General features: G+C 45.4%; 18 protein-coding genes, 4 tRNA genes and 1 other RNA gene. 12 read left to right on the top strand and 11 right to left on the bottom strand.

Annotated features, from left to right (window positions below; genetic code table 11):
• Positions 1–2 precede the first annotated feature (2 nt).
• The 5 genes from LSG37_RS01875 to LSG37_RS01855 form a co-directional block, all read right to left on the bottom strand.
• Positions 3–1,619, bottom strand: a complete 1,617-nt coding sequence (locus tag LSG37_RS01875) for a response regulator (RefSeq protein ID WP_233078159.1) — start codon at positions 1,617–1,619, stop codon at positions 3–5.
• A 557-nt stretch (positions 1,620–2,176) separates the two neighbouring features.
• A tRNA-Val gene (locus tag LSG37_RS01870) sits at positions 2,177–2,252 on the bottom strand.
• Between the two features lie 23 nt (positions 2,253–2,275).
• A tRNA-Val gene (locus LSG37_RS01865) sits at positions 2,276–2,351 on the bottom strand.
• Between the two features lie 112 nt (positions 2,352–2,463).
• Positions 2,464–2,539 (bottom strand) — tRNA-Val (locus LSG37_RS01860).
• 40 nt (positions 2,540–2,579) lie between these two features.
• Positions 2,580–2,655, bottom strand: a tRNA-Val gene (locus LSG37_RS01855).
• Between the two features lie 184 nt (positions 2,656–2,839).
• Here LSG37_RS01855 and gltX point away from each other — a divergent pair.
• On the top strand, positions 2,840–4,249 hold the full coding sequence (gene gltX / locus LSG37_RS01850) for a glutamate--tRNA ligase (protein WP_233078158.1): 1,410 nt from the start codon (positions 2,840–2,842) through the stop codon (positions 4,247–4,249).
• A gap of 128 nt (positions 4,250–4,377) precedes the next feature.
• The gene (locus LSG37_RS01845; protein WP_233078157.1) at positions 4,378–5,157 is read left to right on the top strand and encodes a DUF481 domain-containing protein; all 780 of its coding nucleotides are present in this window, start codon (positions 4,378–4,380) and stop codon (positions 5,155–5,157) included.
• Between the two features lie 53 nt (positions 5,158–5,210).
• On the opposite strand, the gene serA is transcribed toward LSG37_RS01845, so the two are convergent.
• From serA to LSG37_RS01820, 5 genes are all read right to left on the bottom strand, one after another.
• Positions 5,211–6,437 (bottom strand): phosphoglycerate dehydrogenase, encoded by a 1,227-nt coding sequence (gene serA / locus LSG37_RS01840; protein WP_233078156.1) that lies wholly within the window; start codon positions 6,435–6,437, stop codon positions 5,211–5,213.
• Positions 6,438–6,483: 46 nt separating this feature from the next.
• Complete coding sequence (gene rpiA / locus LSG37_RS01835; RefSeq protein ID WP_233078155.1) at positions 6,484–7,140, bottom strand: ribose-5-phosphate isomerase RpiA; 657 nt, start codon at positions 7,138–7,140, stop codon at positions 6,484–6,486.
• Positions 7,141–7,266: 126 nt separating this feature from the next.
• Positions 7,267–7,848: a 5-formyltetrahydrofolate cyclo-ligase gene (locus LSG37_RS01830; protein ID WP_233078154.1), complete on the bottom strand. Its 582-nt coding sequence runs from the start codon at positions 7,846–7,848 to the stop codon at positions 7,267–7,269.
• A gap of 264 nt (positions 7,849–8,112) precedes the next feature.
• Positions 8,113–8,297: non-coding RNA, 6S RNA (ssrS, locus tag LSG37_RS01825), on the bottom strand.
• Positions 8,298–8,323: 26 nt separating this feature from the next.
• Entirely contained in the window at positions 8,324–8,629 is a 306-nt protein-coding gene (locus LSG37_RS01820; RefSeq protein ID WP_233078153.1) for a cell division protein ZapA, read from the bottom strand.
• A gap of 103 nt (positions 8,630–8,732) precedes the next feature.
• On the opposite strand from LSG37_RS01820, the gene LSG37_RS01815 reads away from it, so the two are divergent.
• From LSG37_RS01815 to gcvP, 7 genes are all read left to right on the top strand, one after another.
• Positions 8,733–9,314, top strand: a complete 582-nt coding sequence (locus tag LSG37_RS01815; RefSeq protein ID WP_233078152.1) for a UPF0149 family protein — start codon at positions 8,733–8,735, stop codon at positions 9,312–9,314.
• A 13-nt stretch (positions 9,315–9,327) separates the two neighbouring features.
• Positions 9,328–10,641 carry a Xaa-Pro aminopeptidase gene (gene pepP, locus LSG37_RS01810; protein ID WP_233078151.1) on the top strand — a complete coding sequence of 438 codons (1,314 nt, stop codon included), beginning with the start codon at positions 9,328–9,330 and terminating at the stop codon, positions 10,639–10,641.
• Positions 10,642–10,656: 15 nt separating this feature from the next.
• The gene (ubiH, locus tag LSG37_RS01805) at positions 10,657–11,928 is read left to right on the top strand and encodes a 2-octaprenyl-6-methoxyphenyl hydroxylase (protein ID WP_233078150.1); all 1,272 of its coding nucleotides are present in this window, start codon (positions 10,657–10,659) and stop codon (positions 11,926–11,928) included.
• 11 nt (positions 11,929–11,939) lie between these two features.
• Positions 11,940–13,145 carry an FAD-dependent monooxygenase gene (locus LSG37_RS01800; RefSeq protein ID WP_233078149.1) on the top strand — a complete coding sequence of 402 codons (1,206 nt, stop codon included), beginning with the start codon at positions 11,940–11,942 and terminating at the stop codon, positions 13,143–13,145.
• A gap of 387 nt (positions 13,146–13,532) precedes the next feature.
• Complete coding sequence (gcvT, locus tag LSG37_RS01795; RefSeq protein WP_233078148.1) at positions 13,533–14,612, top strand: glycine cleavage system aminomethyltransferase GcvT; 1,080 nt, start codon at positions 13,533–13,535, stop codon at positions 14,610–14,612.
• A gap of 199 nt (positions 14,613–14,811) precedes the next feature.
• On the top strand, positions 14,812–15,201 hold the full coding sequence (gcvH, locus tag LSG37_RS01790; protein WP_127021213.1) for a glycine cleavage system protein GcvH: 390 nt from the start codon (positions 14,812–14,814) through the stop codon (positions 15,199–15,201).
• A 542-nt stretch (positions 15,202–15,743) separates the two neighbouring features.
• A complete protein-coding gene (gcvP, locus tag LSG37_RS01785; RefSeq protein WP_233078147.1) occupies positions 15,744–18,635 on the top strand; it encodes an aminomethyl-transferring glycine dehydrogenase in 2,892 nt (963 codons plus the stop codon).
• A gap of 199 nt (positions 18,636–18,834) precedes the next feature.
• Here gcvP and LSG37_RS01780 read toward each other — a convergent pair whose 3' ends face one another.
• Positions 18,835–21,177: an NB-ARC domain-containing protein gene (locus LSG37_RS01780; protein WP_233078146.1), complete on the bottom strand. Its 2,343-nt coding sequence runs from the start codon at positions 21,175–21,177 to the stop codon at positions 18,835–18,837.
• A gap of 339 nt (positions 21,178–21,516) precedes the next feature.
• Between LSG37_RS01780 and LSG37_RS01775 the strand changes: the two genes are divergently transcribed.
• The 3 genes from LSG37_RS01775 (at position 21,517) to LSG37_RS01765 (ending at position 23,755) form a co-directional block, all read left to right on the top strand.
• A complete protein-coding gene (locus LSG37_RS01775) occupies positions 21,517–22,578 on the top strand; it encodes an ImmA/IrrE family metallo-endopeptidase (protein WP_233078145.1) in 1,062 nt (353 codons plus the stop codon).
• A 195-nt stretch (positions 22,579–22,773) separates the two neighbouring features.
• Positions 22,774–23,196: a hypothetical protein gene (locus LSG37_RS01770; RefSeq protein WP_233078144.1), complete on the top strand. Its 423-nt coding sequence runs from the start codon at positions 22,774–22,776 to the stop codon at positions 23,194–23,196.
• Between the two features lie 13 nt (positions 23,197–23,209).
• On the top strand, positions 23,210–23,755 hold the full coding sequence (locus LSG37_RS01765; RefSeq protein ID WP_233078143.1) for a type II toxin-antitoxin system MqsA family antitoxin: 546 nt from the start codon (positions 23,210–23,212) through the stop codon (positions 23,753–23,755).
• Positions 23,756–23,758 lie beyond the last annotated feature (3 nt).

Below are 23,758 nucleotides of genomic sequence, written 5' to 3'. Positions count from 1 at the left end.
CCTTAAATCGCTATTTTCTGCTGGCTTTGCAACTGCTGCCAGCGTTTTTCCTGCTCCTCATTCAGCTTGGCTCTCGACAATATCACTTCACATTGCAAACGCAGTTGTTCGGTTTGAATGGAGGGATCAATGTTTTCTGTGGACCGCAATGACTGCAGCAAATTCAGCGCAATACCCACGTTACCGGGCATAATGTTGAAAGCCTGAATAAAAGCGCTCAGCGCCTGATGCAACTGGCCTCTTTCGTAAAGCAATACTGCGTTGTTGTTAAACTCCCTTGGTCCCATAGGCAAGCTTTCGCGTTCTTGCTGCTCTTGTTGCAGATAAGTGATAAACACAGGGTCTGCATTTTTTAACTGATTGGCATCTTGGGTCAGTTGTTTAAGTAACTCGCGGGAACTGCTTAATAAACCTACTTCATGCAGAGCTTTGGCTTTGTCCAGAATATCTTCAGCACCTTGTGTTACAGGTTTTTTCTCCAGTGCCAGCAACAGCTGCTTCGCTTTTTCTATCTGATCTTTTAGATAATAAATCCTCGCCTGCACCACTACTTGCTGCTCTTCTTTGCGCTGATCCGGAAACACTTGGCGCATATTGCTTAAAGTGTCATTGGCAACTTTAGATAAGCGATTAGTTTGCTCCTCTTCGTCCACACTTAAGGCGTAATCAATAGAAGCGCGAGCCAGATTTAAATACAAATCAGGCTGCTCATAAACAGAGAAACGGGCAAAACGCAGCAAGTCTTTAGCCGCTTTAAACTGATGTTCATAGTCATGGGTTAAGCGTGACAGGTGCAACAGCTTTTGCTGGCGCATTAAGTTGCGTGGCGCCATATCAGCCGCTTGTAACAGTTCAGACTGGGCTTTTTTATATAGTTGCTGGCGCAGATGAATATCTGCCAGTAAATCCAAAGCCGCCAGTTTCATGTCTGCTTTATGCAACAGAGGTTGCAGCAGCGAGATGGCCTCAGGGTAACGTTCACGCTGAATTAAACAGCGTGCCAGCCCAAGTTTAACCCAGTGCAGATTTTCGTGATGGATAAGGCTGCTATAAAACTGTTCTGCTTCGGTCCAGCGACCGGCTTGCTGTAGTATCTCGCCCTTAATTTTCAGTAGCATGCTGTTGTACTTGGGCTGATAACCCTGCTTCAGCCATTCATCCAGTTGCTTCAGAGCCGGATCAGTTTTTTTCTGATCCATCAGACTATACAAGGGGCGGAACAAGTTCTTACGCTGCACTGTGCGGTCAATTCGGGATTTTAAGTCTTTAATGGCGTAGGGTTTCACCATAAATTCGTCAGGCTGTAATTCTAAAACGCTGTGCACCAGGCTAGGATCTGTCTCAGCGCTGATAAAAATAAAACCTGTGCAATGACGGAATAAATTACGCGCTTTCAGCTCCTGATACAGCTGATAGCCATCTTTGCCATTCAAATTAAAAGAGCAAATGATCAAATCAAAAGCTTTGTCACGGCATTGAGTTAAAGCTATAGCGGAGTTTTCAGCGTAGTGGAAACTGGTGTAGCCCAGAGTTTCTAGCGCATAACGCAGATAATTCTGAGTTAAAGGTTGTTCATCTACAACCAGTATCTGGATGTCCTTATTAAGTTTTACTGCCATAAATGAATCAGATACCTATTATCATTTCTATCAAATATAGCCATTTAATTGATAAAAAGCTGCAAAATTTTTAAATGAATTCAAGAAGTAAGAATTTTCTGATTTAGGAAAATTATTGATAAGTGAAAAAATGGTAAAAATACAATATTAGATACGATGAAAAACAGTAGGTTAGGGTGCTACTGGGATCGAACCATCGAGCCTATTCTTTTGTGAAGAGTGGCGATGCTTTTCTTTAACAGGGGATGGGGAATGGTGGATGCTACTGGGATCCAATTAGCGAGTCTTGGGTTTTATAAAGAGAACGATGTTTTTCTTTAAAAGGGATGGTGGGTGCTACTGGGATTAAATTAGCGAGTCTTGGGTTTTATAAAGAGAGCGATGTTTTTCGAAAGAGGAATGGTGAATGCTACTGGGATCGAACCATCGAGCCTATTCTTTTGTGAAGGGTGGCGATACTTTTCTTTAACAGGGGATGGGGAATGGTGGATGCTACTGGGACCCAATTAGCGAGTCTTGGGTTGTGTAAAGAGAGCGATGTTTTTCTATCAAAGGATTGGTGGATGCTACTGGGATCGAACCAGTGACCCTCGCCTTGTAAGGGCGATGCTCTCCCAGCTGAGCTAAGCATCCTGGGAATCTAGTACAAAAAATTTTGGTGGACGCTACTGGGTTCGAACCAGTGACCCCCGCCTTGTAAGGGCGATGCTCTCCCAGCTGAGCTAAGCGTCCTGGGACTATTTATTGTTACATCTGTGCATCTAAAAAAATGGTGGATGCTACTGGGTTTACTCCAGTGACAGCCTGTTCTTTGTAAAGTGCGGCGATGCGCTCTTTAAAAAGATGGTGGATGCTACTGGGATCGAACCAGTGACCCTCGCCTTGTAAGGGCGATGCTCTCCCAGCTGAGCTAAGCATCCTGGGCATAACAATATGACTACAACGATTCATCTAAAATGATGGTGGATGCTACTGGGATCGAACCAGTGACCCCCGCCTTGTAAGGGCGATGCTCTCCCGGCTGAGCTAAGCATCCATCGTGTGGTCGGCGGTCATTATAGGGGGCTCGGTTTTTGTGTCAATAATATTTTTAGCTTTGTGAACTGTATGCTGTAAAAGTAGTCAGTTAAATCTTTTCCTGCATCGCAGCTTCGGCCGTGCAATCACAGCTTCGCATTGGTACAATAGCGCCCAATTTTTTGGCCTTCAGTGGATTCATTATGTCTATAGTTACTCGTTTCGCGCCAAGCCCTACAGGTTATCTGCACGTTGGTGGCGCTCGTACAGCGTTATACAGCTGGCTGCATGCCCGCAAAACAGGCGGTACTTTTATCCTTCGTATTGAAGACACCGATTTAGAGCGTTCGTCGCAGGAATCAGTGGATGCCATTTTAGAAGGTATGGAATGGTTAGGTCTGGATTATGACGACGGCCCTTATTACCAAACTAAACGTTTTGATTTATATAAAGAAGTAGTTGCTCAGCTATTAGCAGAAGGCAAAGCTTACAAGTGCTTCTGTACTGTTGAAGAAGTGGATGCAATGCGTGAAGCGCAAATGGCTGCTGGCGAAAAACCAAAATACAACGGCATGTGGCGTGACCGTACTGACCACCCAACCGACAAGCCTTATACCATTCGTTTTAAAAACCCGCTGGATGGCGTAGTGGTGATTGACGATTTAATCAAAGGCCGCATTGAAATTGCCAATGCTGAGCTGGACGATTTAATCATTGCCCGCAGTGACGGCACTCCAACCTATAACCTGACGGTAGTGGTTGATGATTGGAAAATGGGTATTACTCACGTCATTCGTGGTGATGACCATGTCAACAACACGCCACGTCAGATGAATATTCTGGCCGCTTTAGGCGCTGAACTGCCGAAATACGCTCACGTGCCGATGATTTTAGGTGACGATGGCAAGCGTTTATCCAAACGTCATGGTGCTGTAGGTGTCATGCAATACCGTGATAACGGTTTCCTGCCAGAAGCGCTGATCAACTATTTGGTACGTTTAGGTTGGTCGCATGGCGATCAGGAAATTTTCAGCAAAGAAGAGCTGGTGCAGCTGTTTGACTTAAGCGACTGTAACCGTGCACCTTCAGCTTTTAACACCGACAAACTGATTTGGTTAAACCAGCACTATATGAAAACTCTGGCTCCAGACTATGTCGCCACGCATTTAGCCTGGCATGTGGCCGAGCAGAAACTGGATATCAGCGCTGGCCCAGCCTTAGCTGAACTGGTGAAAGTGCAAGCCGAGCGGGTGAAAACTTTAAAAGAGCTGGTCGAAGTCAGCCGTTATTTCTACGAAGACTTCAGCGAGTTTGAAGAAAACGCCGCGAAAAAACATTTACGCCCTGTAGCTGCAGAACCGCTGGTTGCTGTTCAAACCAAGCTGGAAGAACTTCAGGATTGGTCGGTGGAAGCTTTACACAAAGCCATTAACGATGCCGCTGAAAGCTTAGGCTTAGGTATGGGCAAAGTAGGTATGCCTTTACGCGTGGCTGTAACAGGCGGTGGTAATTCACCAGCTCTGGATGCAACACTGGCACTGATTGGCAAAGATCGGGTGTTAAAACGCATCAGCATGGCTTTGGAGTACATCAGTAACAGAGCTGGCGAATAAATCTGTAGGGGCGACCTTTAGGGTCGCCCGTCTCACGTCAAAATCAAATACCGTAAAAGTGATATTCAGTTAGTGCTCATCTGCCACTGACAGAATAAGCGTTAATTTTTTTAGAAGGGTTATACAACATGCGTTTAGTAGTCGCATTGTCAGCAGTACTGTTGTGTTCAGCAGTCTCTGTTCAGGCACAGGAATTTAAGAAGACACATGGTGAAGAAGAAAGCACTATTCCGCCTTGGGGCGGTGATATCGAAGTGGGTGTGGTATTAAGCCGTGGTAACACCGAAGCCACTGCAGTACGTACCAATGCCGAATTGCAGCACGAGTTAGAGGATTTCCGTAACAAATACTATATACAGACCCTGTTGCAGCGAAATACCCAAACCAACAGCGCTACAGGTGAAAAAGAAGACAACACCACAGGTCAGCGTGTTGGTTTAACAGCACAAAGTAATTATAAATTTTTCCGCTCAGACAGCAGTTTGTTTGGTCGTGGTGCTTATTTGAATGACCGTTTTGGTGCTTTCCGCGAACAATCATCAGTTGCAGTTGGTTATGCCAACCGTTTATACGAAGAGGGTCAGAACTACTTAGACTTCGAAACTGGTCCAGGTATGGCGTATGACAGACCGTCAGAAGGAGAAAGTAACTCGGGTATGATTTGGTATGCCGCAGGTAACTTTGAGTATCACTTCTCTGACACCAGTAAGTTTAAACAAACACTGGAATATGCGATTTCGTTAGATGGTCATAACACCAGTTATACCAGCCGCAGTGCAGTGACAGCTCAAATCAATAATCAGCTGGCTTTGCGTTTAAGCCTGAACATCAAATACGATTCGGATGTAGGTGTGGATAAGAAAAGCACAGACTCAGAAACAGCCGCTTCAGTGGTGTATTCGTTCTAAAGAAAAAGGGGCAGAGTTTAAATTCTGCCCCTTGATACAGTCGAGTTCAGATATTAATGCAATACCCGGGCGCGCAGCGTTCCTGGAATCGACTTTAACTCGTTCAGGGCCAGTTCGTGGTCCAGTGAGTCTATGTCTATGACTACATAACCAATTTCTGCATTGGTTTGCAGATACTGACCTGAAATGTTGATGCCGTGTTTAGCAAAGGCTTCGTTGATTTTGGTCAGCATACCAGGTTGGTTTTTGTGGATATGCAGTAAACGTGAACGGCCTCTGTGCTCTGGCAGCGATACTTCAGGGAAATTCACCGCTGACAAGGTTGAACCGTTGTCGCTGTATTTCACCATCTTGCCTGCTACTTCAAAACCTATATTCTCCTGTGCTTCCTGAGTAGAACCACCAATATGTGGGGTCAGGATCACATTGTCGAATTCGCGCAGCGGGCTGATAAACTCTTCATCATTGCTCGTCGGTTCTACAGGGAATACGTCAATAGCAGCGCCGGCCAATTTCTTCGCCTGCATTACTCTGGCTAAAGCGTCGATATCGACCACAGTGCCGCGTGAAGCGTTGATCAGAATGCTGCCTGGTTTCATCAAATCCAGTTCAGCTTCGCCAATCATATTTTTAGTCTGAGCTGTTTCAGGCACATGCAAAGTCACCACGTCTGAAGTTTTCAGCAAAGTGCCAAAATCGACTTGAGTAGCATTACCTAACACCAGCTTGTCTTCGATATCATAAAACTGCACACGCATACCGATGTTTTCCGCCATGATACTCAGCTGAGTACCAATATGGCCGTAACCTATAATGCCTAAGGTTTTACCACGGGCTTCAAAAGACTGAGTTGCAGTTTTTTGCCAGACACCACGGTGGGCCGCCGCATTACGCTCTGGAATACCACGCAGCAGCATAATGATTTGACCTAATACCAGTTCAGCTACAGAGCGGGTATTGGAAAACGGTGCGTTGAATACCGGAATACCACGCATCAAGGCAGCATCTAAATCGACCTGATTGGTACCTATACAGAAGCAGCCAACAGCGGCCAGTTTAGTGGCAGCGTCCAGCACTTTTTCGGTCAACTGAGTGCGTGAGCGAATACCAATAAAATGCACGTCACGGATTTTCTCAATCAGTTCAGCTTCATCCAAAGAGGTTTTCAGATACTCAATGTTGCTGTAACCCTGATTCTTAAAACTTTGCACCGCACTTTGGTGCAAACCTTCCAGTAACAGGATCTTGATCTTGTCTTTGGGCAGCGAAAATTTTTCCATTTTACTTCTCTTTAACTTGTTGCAATTTAAATTCAATCACTGGATTTCAGTTTAAAACCAGGGTGCCTTGCGCTGTTCCTACGAGAACGATATCCGCCGCGCGACGGGCAAAAATACCGTTGGTGACTACGCCGACCAGGTTGTTTATTTGTTGTTCTAATTCTTCTGGCTCTGAAATTTTCAGGCCATGCACGTCTAAAATAATATTGCCGTTGTCGGTCACTACATTTTCACGCCAGACCGGACGACCACCTAATTTTTCCAGCTCACGAGTCACATAAGCACGTGCCATTGGAATGACTTCAACAGGTAAAGGAAATTTGCCTAGCACGTTCACTTGTTTGGTTTGATCGACAATACAGACAAATTTTTCGGCCACAGCGGCGACAATTTTTTCGCGGGTCAGTGCGGCGCCACCGCCTTTAATCATATGGTTTTTCGGGTTAATTTCGTCGGCACCATCTACGTACACACCAAAACTTTCCACGTCGTTTAAGTCCAGCACAGTAATGCCTAAAGCACGCATTTTTTCAGTGGATTGCACTGAACTGGACACTGCACCTTTGATCTGATCTTTGATAGTGGCCAGCGCGTCAATAAAGTGATTGACGGTGGAGCCAGTACCCACGCCAACAATAGTTTGAGGCGCTACATAATCCAATGCTGCCCAGGCGGCATTTTTTTTCATCTGATCTTGAGTCATAGGTCTACCGGAAAGTTTTTGAGCCACGTTTAGCCATACAGATGGATAGTAGCCGAAAAGGGGGATCCGGCAAAAGGGGCAAAAGAAAAAAGAACTTAAAGAATTTTAGAATTTACTTATTGTTCACTAAAAGCACAAAAATTTGGAAGGAGTGGATATGAAAGGAAGCGGAATATCCCAGGCTTCTGTGGGTACAGCTTCAACTTGCTGGCACTCATGGGCTAAGCCAATAACCAGTGGTTTCTTTGTACTCGCACTAATCTGACTTAATGTTCTGTCATAAAAGCCGCCACCCATACCCAAACGTTGGCCTTGAGAGTCAAAAGCGACTAAAGGCGTAAAAATCAGATCCAATTGGCTGACAGGGCATAACAAGCTGCAGTTCAGCTCTGGTTCGCCAATACCAAACTGATTGGGTTTTAATAAAGTGTCCGGGGTATAAAGCTGAAACACCAGATAACCAGGTACGACAGGATGCAATAACGGCAGGTATAAGCTTTTGCCTTGTTGCCATAAGGCCTGAATCAAAGGGGTCGTATCCAGCTCACCGTCATTGGTCAGGTATAAAGCGATGTGCTGAGCTTGTTGTACTTCAGAGCGAGGCAGTAGTTGCTGCATTAAACCCAGACTGGCTTGATGCTGCTGTGCTGCAGACAAGGAACGGCGCAAACTGCGAATATGGCTGCGAAGCTGTTGGCGTGAAGTCAAAATACTGAACCTGAAGATCAAAGATAAACCGGACTATAAAACAGAAAGGGTTAGCTGCAAAGGTTTTGAATTTGAAACGGGCGGGTACAAGACCCGTGCCTACAATTTATATTCAGAACGAATCTAAAGTTGGGCAAGGAATTTGATTTGCAGCGTGATGAGTATTTGTAGGGGCAAGGCTTGCCTCGTCCGTCGGGTGTTTAAATCAATGCGTGGGAATTGAGAAAAAATGACAAAGCTACAGCTTCAAGTACGAAGGATAAAATTGTCTCCGAATTGCCGTGTCAAGTATCAGCCCTTGAACCTAAGGTTCAAGGCGGGAGTCAGTTTGTCACCGTAGGCTTCTCGGTACGAGCCGAGCCTGCACAAAAGCAACAATAAGGAGCCCCTAAAGTAAAACAATTATCGGCTCAGGGACATCTACCTAATCACTGACAACTCAGAGAACGTGGTAAGTATAACACCAGCTTTTTGATTATTCCGCCTTCTTTTTCACTTCGACGAGCTCATTGCACAAATTTAGCGCAATCATCAGCAAAACATCCTCGTTCATGTGCACACCTGGTTTAAATTTTGTACTGGCAACCCGTTGTTCCAATTCATCAATGGCATTTTGCAGCCGTTGTTCTTCACCCAAAGGGCAGGACACTTTTAAAACCCGGCCTAAAACCGAGATAGTTAATTGCTTAGGTTTTGTGCTGGCAGCAGGTTTTGCTACAGGTTTTTTCACTACAGCTTCAGCTGGAGGTGGGTCAACAGGTCGAAATTTACGTAAATGCATGATAGTTCCCTTAGGGCCTGCGATTGGGGCGTCCATCTGTTGGCGGGTAGAACCAGCAAATGGTAGGATAGCTGCCTTGAAAAGTCGCTTGGGCCGAAAAATTATGACGACAGAAAGTTTTAAATCTTACGATCACTGGACCAGTTTGCTGGATCAATCTTACCTGATGGCGTCGGCCGCCGAAGTACATGGCTTGATCGCAGGGTTACTTAGTGCCGGTGTGAGCGCAGAACCGGCGAAGATTTTACCAGTTCTGCACGACTTCTTAAATGACGGACAAGCCTTATCTGCCCCTGTTAAAGCAGATATTTCGGATTTAATTATGCAAACGTCCGAATCTTTGGCACATACCGACTATTCCTTTGCTTTATTGCTGCCAAGTGACGACGACTCTTTGCCGGAGCGGCTTGAAGCTATGGTCGAATGGACTCAGTCTTTTTTAGTAGGTTTTGCCATACAGCAGAATGATTTATCTCTTTGTTCGGCAGATGTAAAAGATGCGATAGAAGAGCTGACCGAAATAACTAAAATCGACGTATTTGCCATAGATGACAACAGCGCAGAAAGTAACGAAGAGTCGTACTTTCTAGTATTGGAGCATATTCGGATGTTAGTGCTGACCTGTTTTAACGAAGTAGGGCTTAAATTCAGCAAAAACGAAGTTCAGAATAAGACCTTGCATTAAGAGCCTTGAGCAAATGACAGTGAACATTTATTCCAACAGACGTGAGCGCTTGCTTACATCAGTGCCAAACAACAGTGTGGTTTTAGTGCCAGCAGCTGTGGAATTAACCCGTAGCCGCGACACTGAATACCCTTTTCGTCAGGACAGCGACTTCTTTTATCTGACTGGTTTTAATGAACCTGACGCGCTTTTGATCTTAAGCAAAGATAATTCTGGCAACACTGCTAGTCTGTTGCTGTGCCGCCCTAAGGACCAACTGGCTGAAATCTGGCAAGGCCGCAGGTTAGGGCCAGAGCAAGCCAAGGCTGTGTTGGGTTTAGATGCGTTGCCTATTGCAGAGCTGGATAACGAGCTTCTAAAAGCGCTGAATCAAAAAACTACACTGTTTTATGCGCAGGGCACTTATGACGGGTTCGACGCCAAAGTAGCAGCCACTTTAGCCACCTTACGACTTTATCCAAAGCGTGGTTACGTAGCACCTACAGTGCAACAGGATTTAAGGCCTGTGACTGCTGAAATGCGTTTGTTTAAAGATGAAGACGAAATTCACTTGATGCGCCAGGCCGGTTATATCAGTGCTAAAGCGCATGAAAGAGCGATGCAAGCAGCCAAAGCAGGCGTGTGGGAATATCAGCTGGAAGCTCATATTTTGCATGAGTTTGCTATGCATGGTGCCCGTTTTCCGGGCTACAACTGCATAGTAGGAGCTGGTGAAAATGGCTGTATTTTGCATTACACCGACAACAGCAGTCAGCTCAAAGACGGTGATTTGGTGCTGATTGACGCTGGAGCTGAGTATCAGGGTTATACGGCGGATATTACCCGTACTTTCCCGGCCAGTGGCAAATTCAGCCCAGAGCAGGCCGCTGTGTATCAGGTGGTGTTAAATGCTCAGTACGCCGCTTGTGCTCAGGTGAAACCTGGCAATAAGTTTAAAGACGCGCTCGACGCTGCTTGTTTAGAGCTGACCAAAGGTTTACTGGAGTTAGGCATTTTACAAGGCGAGCTGGAACAGCTGTTAAAAGACAATGCCTGCAAAGCTTATTTTATCCATGGTTTAGGCCACTGGTTAGGACTGGATGTGCATGATGTTGGTGCTTACAAAGTTGCTGGTGAAGAGCGGCCTTTTGCACCAGGCATGATTTTAACCATAGAACCGGGTTTATATATTCCAACAGGCTCGCCGTGCGATGCTAAGTGGTGGGGCCTGGCGGTACGGATTGAAGATGATTTGCTGGTCACAGCTGAAGGTCACGACAACTTAACAGAGTTAGTGCCTAAAGAAATCGCAGAAATCGAAGCTTTAATGGCGCAGTCATCCATTTAAAAACAGGATAGTTTTATGCAGCAGGATAGAAGCTCAGCTCAGACAACTACAGATCCGCTGGATCTGGTGATTGCCGGCGGTGGTATGGCCGGATCTATGCTGGCTTATGTGCTGCTGAGTCAAAACCCTGCATTAAAGCTGGCTATTGTGGAGCAAAGTTCAGAACTTGGTACTGACGAGCAACCCTCTAAAGCCAGCTTTGATAGCCGCAGCATAGCGCTGGCCCATGGCAGTGTAGAGCTGCTGCAGCAATGGGGCTTGTGGCAGGCTCTGCACCAAAGCGGCTGTGCTATTAAACATATCCATATTTCCGACCGTGGTCATTTTGGTAAAACCTATTTAAATGCGGCCGATCATCAGTTATCTGCTTTAGGTCAGGTGATTGAAGTCGAAGCCATAGGCGAAGTCTTGTGGCAAAAACTTAAAATCTTTACAGCACAAGGCCGTTTAAGCTGGTTTTATAACGATGCGATTAGCGCGTTAAACCCAACAGCAGAGCTGCAGCACATTAGCCTGCGAAGTGGTGCACAACTGCAAAGCAAGTTACTGGTTATAGCTGAAGGGGGTTTATCGCCCAGCCGAAGCTTAGCGGGTTTTGAGCTGAAATCTGAGGATTATCAGCAGCATGCGCTGATTGCCAATATTGGTTTAAGCGACTCGCATCAACACAAAGCTTTTGAGCGTTTTACGCCAACAGGGCCTCTGGCTTTATTGCCTTTAACCCGGCAGCGTTATTCGCTGGTCTGGACTTTAAACCCTGAACAGGCAGAGCATCATTTAAACCAACCGGACCATGAGTTTTTAGCAGCATTGCAACAAGCTGCAGGGCACAGGGCTGGGGTATTTAAAACTGTCGGCCAGCGTGTGGTGTACCCCTTAAGTTTAAAGCGGGCCACTGAAGCGGCGCGTCATCGCACTGTATTACTCGGCAATAGTTTGCATAACCTGCACCCTATAGCAGGTCAGGGTTTTAATCTGGCAGTGCGCGATATTTTTAGCTTAAGTTTGTTGCTGCAAAAACATCAGGCAGATACTTATACAGACTGGGGCTGCTATGCATTAACCAAAGCCTATCAACAGGCGCGTTTGCCAGATATGCAGCAAGTGATTTTGTATACCGATTCCTTAGTGCGGCTATTTTCTAATTCATCCCGCCTGATGGCGCTTGGCCGTAATACAGGCTTATTCGCGTTAAACCTTTGTCCTGATTTAAAACAAGCCGTGGCTAACCAGGCCATGGGTCTGAATTCTATTCGCCAGTTAAAGGCGCTTTTGACTCGCGCTTAACAGAGAGAATTATGCAGGAATATGATGTTTCTATAGTCGGCGCAGGCAGTGCAGGTTTAACGCTTGCCCTTTTACTTGCCGACTCACCGCTTAAAATTGCAGTACTGGATAAAGAACCGGCGCCAGAGCTTATAGCACCCAGCTTAAAACGGGTTAGCGCGCTGAATCAGGCATCAAAACGACTATTGAGCCAGCTTGGCGTTTGGCAGGATTTAACATCAGCTGCGCCTTACACCGATATGAAAGTATGGGAAGCTGACAGTTTTGGCCGTATTGAGTTTTCTGCGCTGGAACAAGGTTGTGACGAGCTTGGCTGGATAGTGGATAACGAAGAGCTGCGTGCCGTGCTTTACAGCAAACTGAAAAGCAAAACCAATGTCAGTTGCCTGTTTCAAAGCAGCATTCTAAATATCAGCAATAGCGAACAGCAAAACCTGCTGACGCTGCACGACCAAAGCCCGATCCTATGCAAACTGCTGGTGGCAGCTGATGGCGCTAACTCTTTTGTCCGTCAGCAATTACAAATGCCTATCGCTTTTTGGGATTATCAGCATCAGGCCTTGGTAGCGCAAATCCGCACTACTGAACCTCATCAACGCTGTGCTCGTCAGGTGTTTTTACCGACAGGCCCGCTGGCGTTATTGCCATTGGCTGACCCGAATCTGGTTTCTATTGTCTGGAGTACCAGCCCGGAGCAAGCCGCTGAATTACAAGCCATGCCAGCCGAGCAATTTAATAAAGCCTTAACGGCAGCCAGCAATTCGGTATTAGGCCTGTTGCAGCTTGAGTCACTACTTAACAGCTACCCGCTGAAAATGCGTTATGCCAGCGAATGGGTGCTGAATAAAACTGTGCTGGTGGCCGACGCTGCCCATACGATTCACCCATTGGCGGGGCAGGGCATGAACCTGGGTTTAATGGACGTTGCCGCATTAGCAGAACTAATAAGTCAGCAAATCAGTGCGCAAAAGCCAATTAATGAAGAACGTATGCTGAGAAGTTACGAACGCTGGCGCAAAGCTGAAGCACAAACCCTGATCGCCGCTATGGAAGCCTTTAAACAAGGTTTTGGCCGGCAAAACCCAGTGCTGAAATTAGTGCGTGGGCTAGGAATGAAGCTTACCGACAAATTGCCTTTCGTAAAACAAAAAATAATGGCTGCGGCTTTAGGCGATTCTGGTGACTTGCCAGCAGTAGCAAGGCCTACAGCCAAGTAATAGGCTGTTAAAAGGCCTAAAATGGCAGGGTTAGTTGCTATAGCCCTGCTATTCGCATTATTAAATCTAATCCAAAAGGGGCTGTTGGCCTCTGGCCCCATCGGTTATAATCCGGTTCATCTTAAAAGTGTCATATGGTTATAAGCAGATTTCTGTGACTGACTGATGACAAGTTCCTGTTGTTCACGCGGCCTGAAAAGCTCCAGCAGCGCAGGCCAGAATTTATTGACTGCTTCGGCAGCATAATTACCTAAGTAGTTTGAAGTTACGGCGAGGCGACAAGCCGTGAGACCCCAGGAGCATAGTCACCTATGTAACTGGGGCGAGATGGTGCAGTCAACAAAGCTGTAGCTTCAAATACGACGGTAAAAAACTGGGGAAAAACAGATGGCCCAAAAAACAGTATTATTCGCCAAGCATGTAGAATGTGGCGCAAAGATGGTGGACTTTCACGGCTGGGATATGCCGCTGAACTACGGTTCACAAATTGAAGAGCACCACAATGTCCGCCAGGACGCTGGTATGTTCGACGTCTCTCACATGACTATCGTTGACCTGCAAGGGCCAAACACCCGTAATTTCCTGCGTTATTTACTCGCCAACGACGTAAACAAACTGACTGTGTCAGGCAAAGCCTTATACAGCGGCATGTTAAACGAAGCTGGTGGCGTGATTGACGATTTGATCGTGTATTTCCTTGCCGAAGACTTCTTCCGCTTAGTAGTGAACTCAGCCACCCGTGAAAACGATCTGGCCTGGATCAACAAACAAGCAGCCGAATTTAATGTCACTGTAACCGAACGTCCAGAGTTCGCCATGATTGCAGTGCAAGGCCCACAAGCTAAAGCCAAAGTAGCCACCTTATTAACTGAAGAGCAAAAAGCTGCTGTTGCTGGTATGAAGCCATTTTTTGGTGTTCAGGCGGGTTCTCTGTTTATTGCTACGACTGGCTACACAGGCGAAGACGGTTACGAAATCTCTTTACCAAACGAAGAAGCCGCTGACTTCTGGCAAAAACTGCTGGATGCTGGTGTAAAACCTGCTGGTTTAGGCGCTCGTGACACCTTACGTTTAGAAGCAGGTATGAACCTGTATGGCCAGGATATGGACGAAACCGTATCTCCGCTGGCAGCCAACATGGGCTGGACTATAGCGTGGGAACCAAGCGACCGTAACTTTATTGGCCGTGCTGCACTGGAACAACAAAAAGCTGCCGGCACTATGAAGCTGGTAGGTTTAGTGATGGAACAAAAAGGCGTATTACGTCACGGCCAGAAAGTTGTAACTGAAGGCGGCGAAGGCGAAATCACCTCTGGTACTTTCTCACCTACTTTAGGTTTCAGTATCGCTATGGCCCGTGTACCAGCGTCAACTGGCGACACAGCCGAAGTGGATATCCGTGGCAAGCTGGTTCAGGTAAAAGTAGTGAAGCCTAACTTTGTTCGTATGGGTAAAAAAGTAATTTAATAAATACAGTGGCTTGCTTTATCTGAAACGTTTTTGTCTAAGAAATAAACAGATAAGGTGAGCTGCCTTAAGCTTGCGGCAAAAGCATAGCTTCGCTATGTTGTTTGCCAGAACCAGTCAGTAGACTGGCTGCGGTCTAACTAGCAGATGTTTAAACAGATAACTAAAAGCCACCAAGGTCTGATTTAAGGAATTTAAAATGAGCAACATCCCTAACGAATTAAAGTACGCTCCGTCACACGAATGGGTTCGTGACGAAGGCAATGGCGTTTTCACCGTAGGTATCTCTGAGCACGCTCAGGACCTGTTAGGTGACATGGTATTTGTTGAATTACCAGACGTTGGTGATGTAGTTGCTCAGGGCGACGACGTAGCTGTAGCTGAGTCTGTAAAAGCAGCATCAGACATCTACGCTCCGGTATCTGGCGAAATCGTTGCAGTAAACGATGCATTAAACGATTCTCCAGAGCTGGTTAACAGCGCACCATACGGTGACGGCTGGATGTTCAAAATCAAGATTTCTGACGAATCTGAACTGGCAGGCTTATTAGACGCCGCTGGTTACCAGAGCGTTGTTGACTCAGAATAAGTCGATTGAAAAATAAATATAAAAGCCCTGTTTGCACAGGGCTTTTAATTTGTAGATAAACGTTAGGCAGAAATTGTAGGGGCAGGGTTTACCCCCGCCCGAGCATCGGATTAAACCGAATAGACGGGCGAGGACAAGCCTCGCCCCTACGGATATCTGATAACGCGCTGATATAAACGGGCATTGTAGGGGCGGGGTTTACCCCCGCCCGCAACAGACCCAACAAAACGCAGATGTCGATAGATAGACGTAGGCGGTCCAATCGCAAAAGGTTGGGTTAGAACGAGTAAATAAACGGGTTTTGTAGGGGCGGGGTTTACCCCGCCCGTAACAACCCCAACAAAACCGCAGATGTCGAAACACAGACATAGGCGGTCCAACCGTAAAAGGTTGGGTTAGAACGAATAAATAAACGGGTTTTGTAGGGGCGGGGTTTACCCCGCCCGCAACCCCAACAGGGATTTTACAAACAGGTGGGCCAAAACCCGACACTGTTCGTAAACATCCAGCATATTGTTAAGACCATTTAGGAACTTCAAGGCATGACCACTTCAGCTGTGAAAACCCTGTCGCAACTTGCGAACCATCAGGAATTTATTCAACGCCATATAGGCCCGGACGCTAACGAAACAGCAGCTATGCTGGCTGAATTAGGCGTAAGCAGCATGGAAGAGCTGATCGCACAAACTGTGCCTGCTTCCATTCGCCTGCCAAAGCCATTGGCAACTGGTGAATCCACAACTGAAGCGGACGCTCTGGCGTACTTAAAAGCTGCTGCGAACAAAAACAAAATGTTCAAAAGCTACATTGGTATGGGCTACCACCCAACACTGACACCCAACGTAATTTTACGTAACGTGTTAGAAAACCCGGGCTGGTACACTGCGTACACCCCATACCAGCCGGAAATTGCTCAGGGCCGTTTAGAAGCTCTGCTGAACTTCCAACAAATTTCTTTAGATTTAACAGGTATGGAGCTGGCATCTGCTTCATTACTGGACGAAGCCACTGCAGCTGCTGAAGCTATGGCGCTGGCCAAACGTGTCGCAAAAAGCAAAGCTAACACTTACTTCATCGCTGACGACGTGCACCCACAAACTATTGACGTAGTGCGTACCCGTGCGGAAATGTTTGGTTTTGACGTGATCATTGGCAAAGCCACTGACGCAGTAAACCACGACGTCTTTGGTGCTTTATTACAGTACCCTTCAACGACTGGTGAAGTGCGTGACGACAGTGCTTTAATCGCTGCCTTACAAGCGAAAAAAGCCGTCGTAGCAGTAGCTTCTGACATGATGAGCTTATTGTTATTAAAATCTCCGGGCGAATTAGGCGCAGACGTAGTTTTAGGTTCTGCCCAGCGTTTTGGTGTGCCTATGGCTTTTGGTGGCCCACACTCAGCATTCTTCGCTACCCGTGACGATTACAAACGTTCTATGCCAGGCCGTATCATAGGTGTGTCGAAAGACCGTCGTGGTAATCAGGCGCTGCGTATGGCAATGCAAACCCGTGAACAGCATATCCGTCGTGAAAAAGCCAACTCCAACATCTGTACTGCACAGGTGTTACTGGCGAACATGGCGTCTTTCTTCGCTGTGTACCACGGTCCTGAAGGCCTGAAAAACATCGCGCAGCGTATTCACCGTTCTGCCGACGTATTTGCAGCTGGCTTACAAGCCAAAGGCGTGTCTTTAGTACACAACAGCTGGTTTGATACTGTGACCTTTAAAGTGGCTGACCGTGCTGCTGTTGTAGCCCGCGCTATCGCCGCTGAAGTGAACTTACGTACTGATATCGCCGATAGCTTAAGCGTAAGCTTTAACGAAATGACGAGCGCTTCTGATATCGCTCAGCTGTTTGATATAGTTCTAGGCGCTGGTCATGGCTTAGATGTCACTAAGTTAGATGCTGACATCGTAGCTAAAGGCTCAAACTCTATTCCTGCTGACCTGGTTCGTACTTCTAAGTACTTAACGCACCCGGTATTTAACCAGTACCACAGCGAAACTGAAATGCTGCGTTATATCAAAAAGCTGGAAAACAAAGACTTAGCACTGAACCACTCAATGATCTCTTTAGGTTCGTGCACCATGAAGTTAAACGCTACAGCCGAAATGATCCCGGTCACCTGGCCAGAATTCGGGTCCTTGCACCCGTTCGTGCCACGCGACCAGGCTGAAGGTTACTACGACATGATTGGCGAGCTGGCCAACTGGTTAGTCGACATCACTGGCTACGACGCTGTGTCTATGCAACCAAACTCAGGCGCACAAGGCGAATACGCTGGTATGATCGCTATTCGTAAATACCACGAAAGCCGCGGCGATTCACACCGTAACGTCTGTTTAATTCCTGTGTCTGCACACGGTACTAACCCTGCAACAGCAGCTATGGCTTGCTTTGAAGTAGTACTGGTTGATTGCGATAAGAGTGGCAACATCGACATGGCCGATTTAAAAGCCAAAGCCGAAGCCGTATCAGACAAGTTAGCTGCCATTATGGTGACTTACCCTTCCACACACGGTGTGTTTGAAGAGTCTATCCGCGAGCTGTGTGACATAGTTCACGCGCACGGTGGCCAGGTGTATATGGACGGCGCCAACATGAACGCTCAGGTAGGTATTACTTCTCCTGGCTTTATCGGCGCTGACGTATCGCATTTAAACCTGCACAAAACCTTCTGTATTCCTCACGGCGGTGGCGGCCCAGGTATGGGTCCTATTGGTGTGAAGAAACAATTGGCTCCGTTTATGCCAAACCACGCTGTCGTTAAAATTGAAGGCACTGGCGCAAACAACGGCGCAGTATCTGCAGCACCATTTGGTAGCGCAGGTATTCTGCCAATCAGCTGGATGTACATCAAAATGATGGGCGGCGACGGTTTACGTCAAGCCACTGAAATGGCGATTTTAAGCGCTAACTACATGGCGAAAAAACTGGGCGACCTGTTCCCTGTGTTGTACGTCGGTACCAACGGCCGCGTAGCGCACGAATGTATTATCGACATGCGTCCATTAAAAGAGAAAACCGGCGTCACCGAAATGGACATCGCCAAACGTTTAATGGACTACGGCTTCCACGCCCCAACTATGTCATTCCCGGTAGCCGGCACGCTGATGATCGAGCCTACTGAGTCTGAAAGCAAAGTGGAACTGGACAAATTTATCACCGCCATGACTTCTATCCGCAATGAAATTGCTAAGGTAGAAGCAGGGGAGTGGACTGCAGACAACAACCCACTGCACTTCGCACCTCACACCATGGAAGATATTTTCGACCCAAGCTGGGACCGCCCATACGAGCGTCAGTACGCTGCATTCCCTGCACAGTACGTGGCAGAAAACAAATTCTGGCCAACAGTCACCCGTATCGACGACGTATACGGCGACCGCAACCTGATGTGTGCTTGCCCAAGCCCGGAAGATTATCGGTAATTGAAAGGGGTCAGATCCAACACCGCGCAGCGGTTTGGCTCTGACCCCAGTTTGCCAACTACGGTCGGGTTTAGCTGATTGCAGGTGGTATATAGTTATTGACTGCAGGGTGGGTCAAAACTACTTTAATTATATTTGGCACTCAAACCAAAAAAGCGAACCTTTCAAAGGTTCGCTTTTTTGTTATCTGATGAGTTGATTATTCGGCTAAAGTACTGTGTGGACTTGCACTTTCTGATTCAACCCAGTTTAGTACTATTCTGGCTCGAGCACTTAAACTTGCGTCCCCAGATTTTTCTATCTTACTTAGAGTATAATTACATTTTCTTAGTTTTTGACGTATATGTTTATCTTTGTATTTTTCATGTAATTCATCGAACTTATGTCTCATCTTTTCCATATATATGATTGAATTTTCATAATCTCCTGATTTACATAAATCATCAGATCTCCTATATAAGACTTGAATTTCTGTATCAAAATACATTTTTTCAAGGTGAGTATCGGCACCACTAATAGTATCTGACAGCACATCTAGGATCTTCTGGGTTTCGTTAAACTCATGTTGGAATAGATATCCTCTAGCCAAAGCAAGTGAAACTTCTATCGATTGACTGTCTAATTCATGTGCGATTCTAAATTGCTCAACAGCTTCATCCACATTCTCTTCGTCTTGTAATAAAAATTTTCCAAACCAATAATGTAACTGAGAAGATTTTGGAGAGAGAACGATGGCAAGTTCATATTGCTCTCTAGCATCTGAGTAGTTGCCACTTTTTTGGTGAAAATAAGCCATAAATCGAGCAACTTCAAAGTAATCAGGTGCTAGACGCTGTGCATCCTGCAGTATTTCAAATGCAATGTCATGCTCAGAATTTAATATATGATTTTTTGCATCATATAGCTTTCTTGCAATTACCCTGTCAGATTTGTCTCTAAAGTTTATATTTTCAGGTGAATATTTATTCCCTTTTCTCCGACTCATCTGATCTTCAAACATTGAATTTAGTTTATTTCTTTTGTCTCTTATCTCTTTCTGGAAAGCTTGTGATGGTCTGTGATGTTTTCCTAGGTATGCGCGAGCAAGCTCTGATAATTGATATGTTGTTTTTACACTAGCCCCTTTCGTAATAGATGACTGAGAGAGCATATTCGTTGTCATCAATTCCTGAATTGCTTTCTGTGTCTGAATAGCTTCGAAGTCATTTAAATATGTTAACTCTGGCATATCTCGCAGCCCTTGTGCACATAACATCGATTTTGTCATTCGTTGCGCATTATGAGAGAGATATTGATATACATTAGACATACAGAAATCTAAAAACTCATCCGAATTTTGAAGAACTGTCTCGGGATTCAAACCAGTTTGAACTGAACTAACGAACCATTTTATATAGCTTGGATTTCGATGCATCCTGTTGGCATAACTACGAAGTATGTTTTCACTTAATTTTGATAAGGCATCTACACCTCTGATTTTTGCAACTGTTCTTAAAAGTTGTGAAGCATATGACTCTTCAATTCCTTGAAGCTTGATAGGATATTCATAAGCACCTAGGCCAATTCTAGATGTAATTATAATTTTACTACCTTGCGGAAGAGCTCCAACGAACTGTCTAATATTATCATCTAATATCGTTTCAAGATTATCTATGAATAAAGCTATCTTGAATGTTGCCAAATATTCAATAATTTCGTCTAAATTATTATTGTTATAATCGTCACCAACAACATTTTTACCAATTTCCTGAATTACGCCAAGAGAGCTATCAATTGCACCCTTTATTTCCTTTATCTCATTAAGAGTTATCTGCGTAGTTTTCGATGTTACCCATACAACAGCATCAAATATTGAATTATCATCTATCAGTTCATAAGCGACTTTTAAAGCTAGAGCAGATTTGCCAACACCGCCTTCACCGACTATTGATATTACCGGAAACCCACCTAAGCAAAGTTGTTTAACTTTCTCAACTTCTTTATCACGACCAATTAGTCCTGTTTCATCGAAATCTGGCATTGGCAAATTATGATTTATAGCTTTGTCGTCATCAAAATTAATAATGTCTAAAGAAAGTACAAAGCTAGGGTCTTCATTTAGTTTATTTATCGTATCTTGTATGTTATTCCACTTGATAGAACGGTCGAAGTTTATTATTTCTTGACAAAACTCACTTACCATAGGCAAATCATCAAAATTCAATGGCCGTATGTGCATAACTCTATTTCTAATAGATACAATGATTTCAAATTTTTGAGTTAGTTTTTTTATTAAACCTGATATGTGTGCAGGAAAATTACTACGATGTGTATTTATAGTCTGATATGTGTCTCCAAGATCAAAATAGTCAATCAGATCATTAAGTTCTACATCACTGAACAGCTCTCCAATATCTCTTTGAATTCTAGTCTTTGCTTTCTCAATCAAATCAGAATCGATAGTAGTTTCATCAGAAATATGATCCTTTACTAATGAGCGTAAGTCTTCTTCCACAGCCGCAACTAAGGCATAAATTGTCATTCTCGTTAGATTAAATGCCACAATATTTCCTTTTTTTTGTTGGTCTAATGTTTAATCAGCGGATCGAATCAAAATAAAACGCTGTTCGCAGCGTTTTCGCAAACTTAATTTACGAAACAATACTCGACTTCTTTTGAAGTTTCAATCACTTATAGGAACTAGGTGCACAGAGATTAGTTCTAGTCATGCGAAGCGCTCAGTTTCTTCGTTTTGGAGCATAACCTTTTGATGCCGTACTTATCAAACTTACGCTGCTGATAGGTTGACGTCCATTTTTAGCCCAAATCAGAGCCTAAGTCAGCATTTCCCCAAAACCCTACTAAGCTTAACTGATTGTTTTTTGTACCAAAGGTAACAGTTATGCTTGCATCAAAAGATCAGATCAAAGCCGACAGGCTACGAATGAATAACCCTTATGCTCATATGGATGAGGACGGTGGCTTTAGTGCTTTGCTGCCTGTTTATGTGGATAACGGGCTTCAGGATCCTTATTTATCGCTCAACAATGGCGATAACTCAGACGAAGTCTGGCCACAACTTCCACTTACTGAAAGCATTTCAACTGCGCTGGCACAAGTTTCAGCAGCGCAAACCCCTGACTTGACCGCTTCGAACTTCTACCTGCAGGGCAGTCAGAACCCTTATGCCGCCTACCATAATTTGGATGATGACAACGGCCCTGTTGCCTTACCTTTACCGCCTATTTTGACCTTTAGCCAGCTCACCAAAGCGGGCAATGGTGTTATTAAAGTGGCTGAAATTGAGGCTTTAGTGGAACAACTGAAGCAGGCTATTTGGCAACAAAAGCATTTGTTATGGCCACAGGGTATTCCGTCGGACCCTGTAGAAATGCTCAATCCTAAAGTAGCTTTGTATTTACTGGGTTATCAGGTGTATGAACGTCACACCCTCGGCGAGATTGAGCCCGGTATAGATGTGGCTGGCACCATAGATAAAACCTCCAAACGAGTGGAGTTATCCAGAACCATGCGGCCCGAAGTGATGAACTTTACCGCTGCACATGAAATGGGCCACGCTGTGATGCATCAGCAAAGCGGCTTGCACAGAGATAAACCTTTGGATGGCAGCAATGCAGGCCTGCGTGATCATATAGAAAAAGAAGCCGATAAGTTTGCGGTGCTGTTTTTAATGCCGGAAAAGCTGGTTCGAAGCCGCTTTGCTGAACGTTTCCCTGAAGAAGTAATGCAACCTGAAGCTTTGGCTTATCTGCTGAACCGTTCAGGTGATCGCAAACTAGCGAAAACCTTGTCGAGCCAAAGAGGTTTGTCGCGCGCCTTGGCTGAACTGAGCAGTATTTCAGGCCAGCATGTATTGTCGCTGGCTGAGATGTTTAAGGTATCCAGAGAAGCCATGGCGATACGGCTTGAAGAACTTGAGTTGGTGCCGGAGATTAAGTTTTAGAGCGGGCGGGTAAGGAAAATATTCTGGGTTGTGCTGTGGCTGCAGTCGGGGTTGATGCTGGTAACGGGAACATCAGCTATAACTTAGGTTCTTCAGTAAAAACCTACAAACGAAGCGGCGAAAGGAAAGAGCAGGCAGGGAGCAAGGCATGAACTTTTTTGTAGTGATGTTGACTAAATGCTTGGACTTACCATAATGGTAAGTAGTATTATCCTCAGCCGCTATCAGGACGGTCTTAATCCAAATGCGACAACAAGACAAAAAATTGTGGGCGGGCCTTTGTATCCTGTTGCCGATGTTTTGCCTTTGTTAAAGCCAGAATTTGTTCAAGCCTGGACTAAAGGTTGCATTGATGATCTGCAAAAGTGGTCATTAGATAGCGATTCTTTGGTTGATTTACTTAAACTTGCTTTGAGCAAGGGCCGATATAAAGGTTCTGAATGGTGTCGGCAAAAGCCTAACGGTGCTTGGGCAGCATGTGATGCTTACACTGTGATGGAAAGGCGTTTTAATGAAAACACCTATAAGCATCAGGATACAGAGTTTTATTTAAAATTTGCGATCAATAAAACAGGGCAGGTGATTTTAGTGGTATCAAGTCACCCATCAGATAGCTAAAAAGGAGAGTTGTATGCAAGGTAAAGATCTTTGCCCTTTATGTGGCGAAGGATATTTAGCACATCAGCGTGGCTCTTTGCTTGTTGACTATAAAGGGCAAACTGCAGCTATCGTTAGCCATTTTTCTGTGTGTGATCACTGTGGTTCAGAGCAGGCAGACGCTGCTCAGTTGCGTGACAACAAGCGCGCTATGGTTGCTTTTAAAAAACAAGTAGACGGTTTTTTAACGGGTGCAGAGGTAAAAGCAATTCGCGAGCAACTTGGTATTACTCAAGCGCAGGCTGCCAGAGTCTTTGGTGGCGGCCCGGTCGCTTTTGCGAAGTATGAAGCCGATGATGTAACCCAATCTGAGGCCATGGATAAATTGATACGGCTTTCAGCCAGTTCGGTGGATGCTTTTCATATTCTGGCTGAACAGGTTGGGTTGACCCCGAAAGCAGAAGCTACCGCATGGCATTCAAACAAAGTGGAACAGCATCAAGTTAAAGCTTCTGTTGGTGCACAAGTGAAGCCTCTGGTGCCGCTGCTTACTTTGGTTGCTAATGAAAGTTGGCGGTGAAGC

It is taken from the genome of Rheinheimera soli (assembly GCF_021290985.1).
Taxonomy (GTDB): domain Bacteria; phylum Pseudomonadota; class Gammaproteobacteria; order Enterobacterales; family Alteromonadaceae; genus Pararheinheimera; species Pararheinheimera soli.
Note: the sequence above shows the minus strand (reverse complement) of the source record. Positions and strands in the feature narration are given on the sequence as shown.

Bases quoted from the DNA above. Each gene is read 5' to 3' on its own strand.
- LSG37_RS01875 (WP_233078159.1), bottom strand. From the start codon at position 1,619: ATGGCAGTAAAACTTAATAAGGACATCCAGATACTGGTTGTAGATGAA.
- gltX (WP_233078158.1), top strand. From the start codon at position 2,840: ATGTCTATAGTTACTCGTTTCGCGCCAAGCCCTACAGGTTATCTGCAC.
- LSG37_RS01845 (WP_233078157.1), top strand. From the start codon at position 4,378: ATGCGTTTAGTAGTCGCATTGTCAGCAGTACTGTTGTGTTCAGCAGTC.
- serA (WP_233078156.1), bottom strand. From the start codon at position 6,437: ATGGAAAAATTTTCGCTGCCCAAAGACAAGATCAAGATCCTGTTACTG.
- rpiA (WP_233078155.1), bottom strand. From the start codon at position 7,140: ATGACTCAAGATCAGATGAAAAAAAATGCCGCCTGGGCAGCATTGGAT.
- LSG37_RS01820 (WP_233078153.1), bottom strand. From the start codon at position 8,629: ATGCATTTACGTAAATTTCGACCTGTTGACCCACCTCCAGCTGAAGCT.
- LSG37_RS01815 (WP_233078152.1), top strand. From the start codon at position 8,733: ATGACGACAGAAAGTTTTAAATCTTACGATCACTGGACCAGTTTGCTG.
- pepP (WP_233078151.1), top strand. From the start codon at position 9,328: ATGACAGTGAACATTTATTCCAACAGACGTGAGCGCTTGCTTACATCA.
- ubiH (WP_233078150.1), top strand. From the start codon at position 10,657: ATGCAGCAGGATAGAAGCTCAGCTCAGACAACTACAGATCCGCTGGAT.
- LSG37_RS01800 (WP_233078149.1), top strand. From the start codon at position 11,940: ATGCAGGAATATGATGTTTCTATAGTCGGCGCAGGCAGTGCAGGTTTA.
- gcvT (WP_233078148.1), top strand. From the start codon at position 13,533: ATGGCCCAAAAAACAGTATTATTCGCCAAGCATGTAGAATGTGGCGCA.
- gcvH (WP_127021213.1), top strand. From the start codon at position 14,812: ATGAGCAACATCCCTAACGAATTAAAGTACGCTCCGTCACACGAATGG.
- gcvP (WP_233078147.1), top strand. From the start codon at position 15,744: ATGACCACTTCAGCTGTGAAAACCCTGTCGCAACTTGCGAACCATCAG.
- LSG37_RS01775 (WP_233078145.1), top strand. From the start codon at position 21,517: ATGCTTGCATCAAAAGATCAGATCAAAGCCGACAGGCTACGAATGAAT.
- LSG37_RS01770 (WP_233078144.1), top strand. From the start codon at position 22,774: ATGGTAAGTAGTATTATCCTCAGCCGCTATCAGGACGGTCTTAATCCA.
- LSG37_RS01765 (WP_233078143.1), top strand. From the start codon at position 23,210: ATGCAAGGTAAAGATCTTTGCCCTTTATGTGGCGAAGGATATTTAGCA.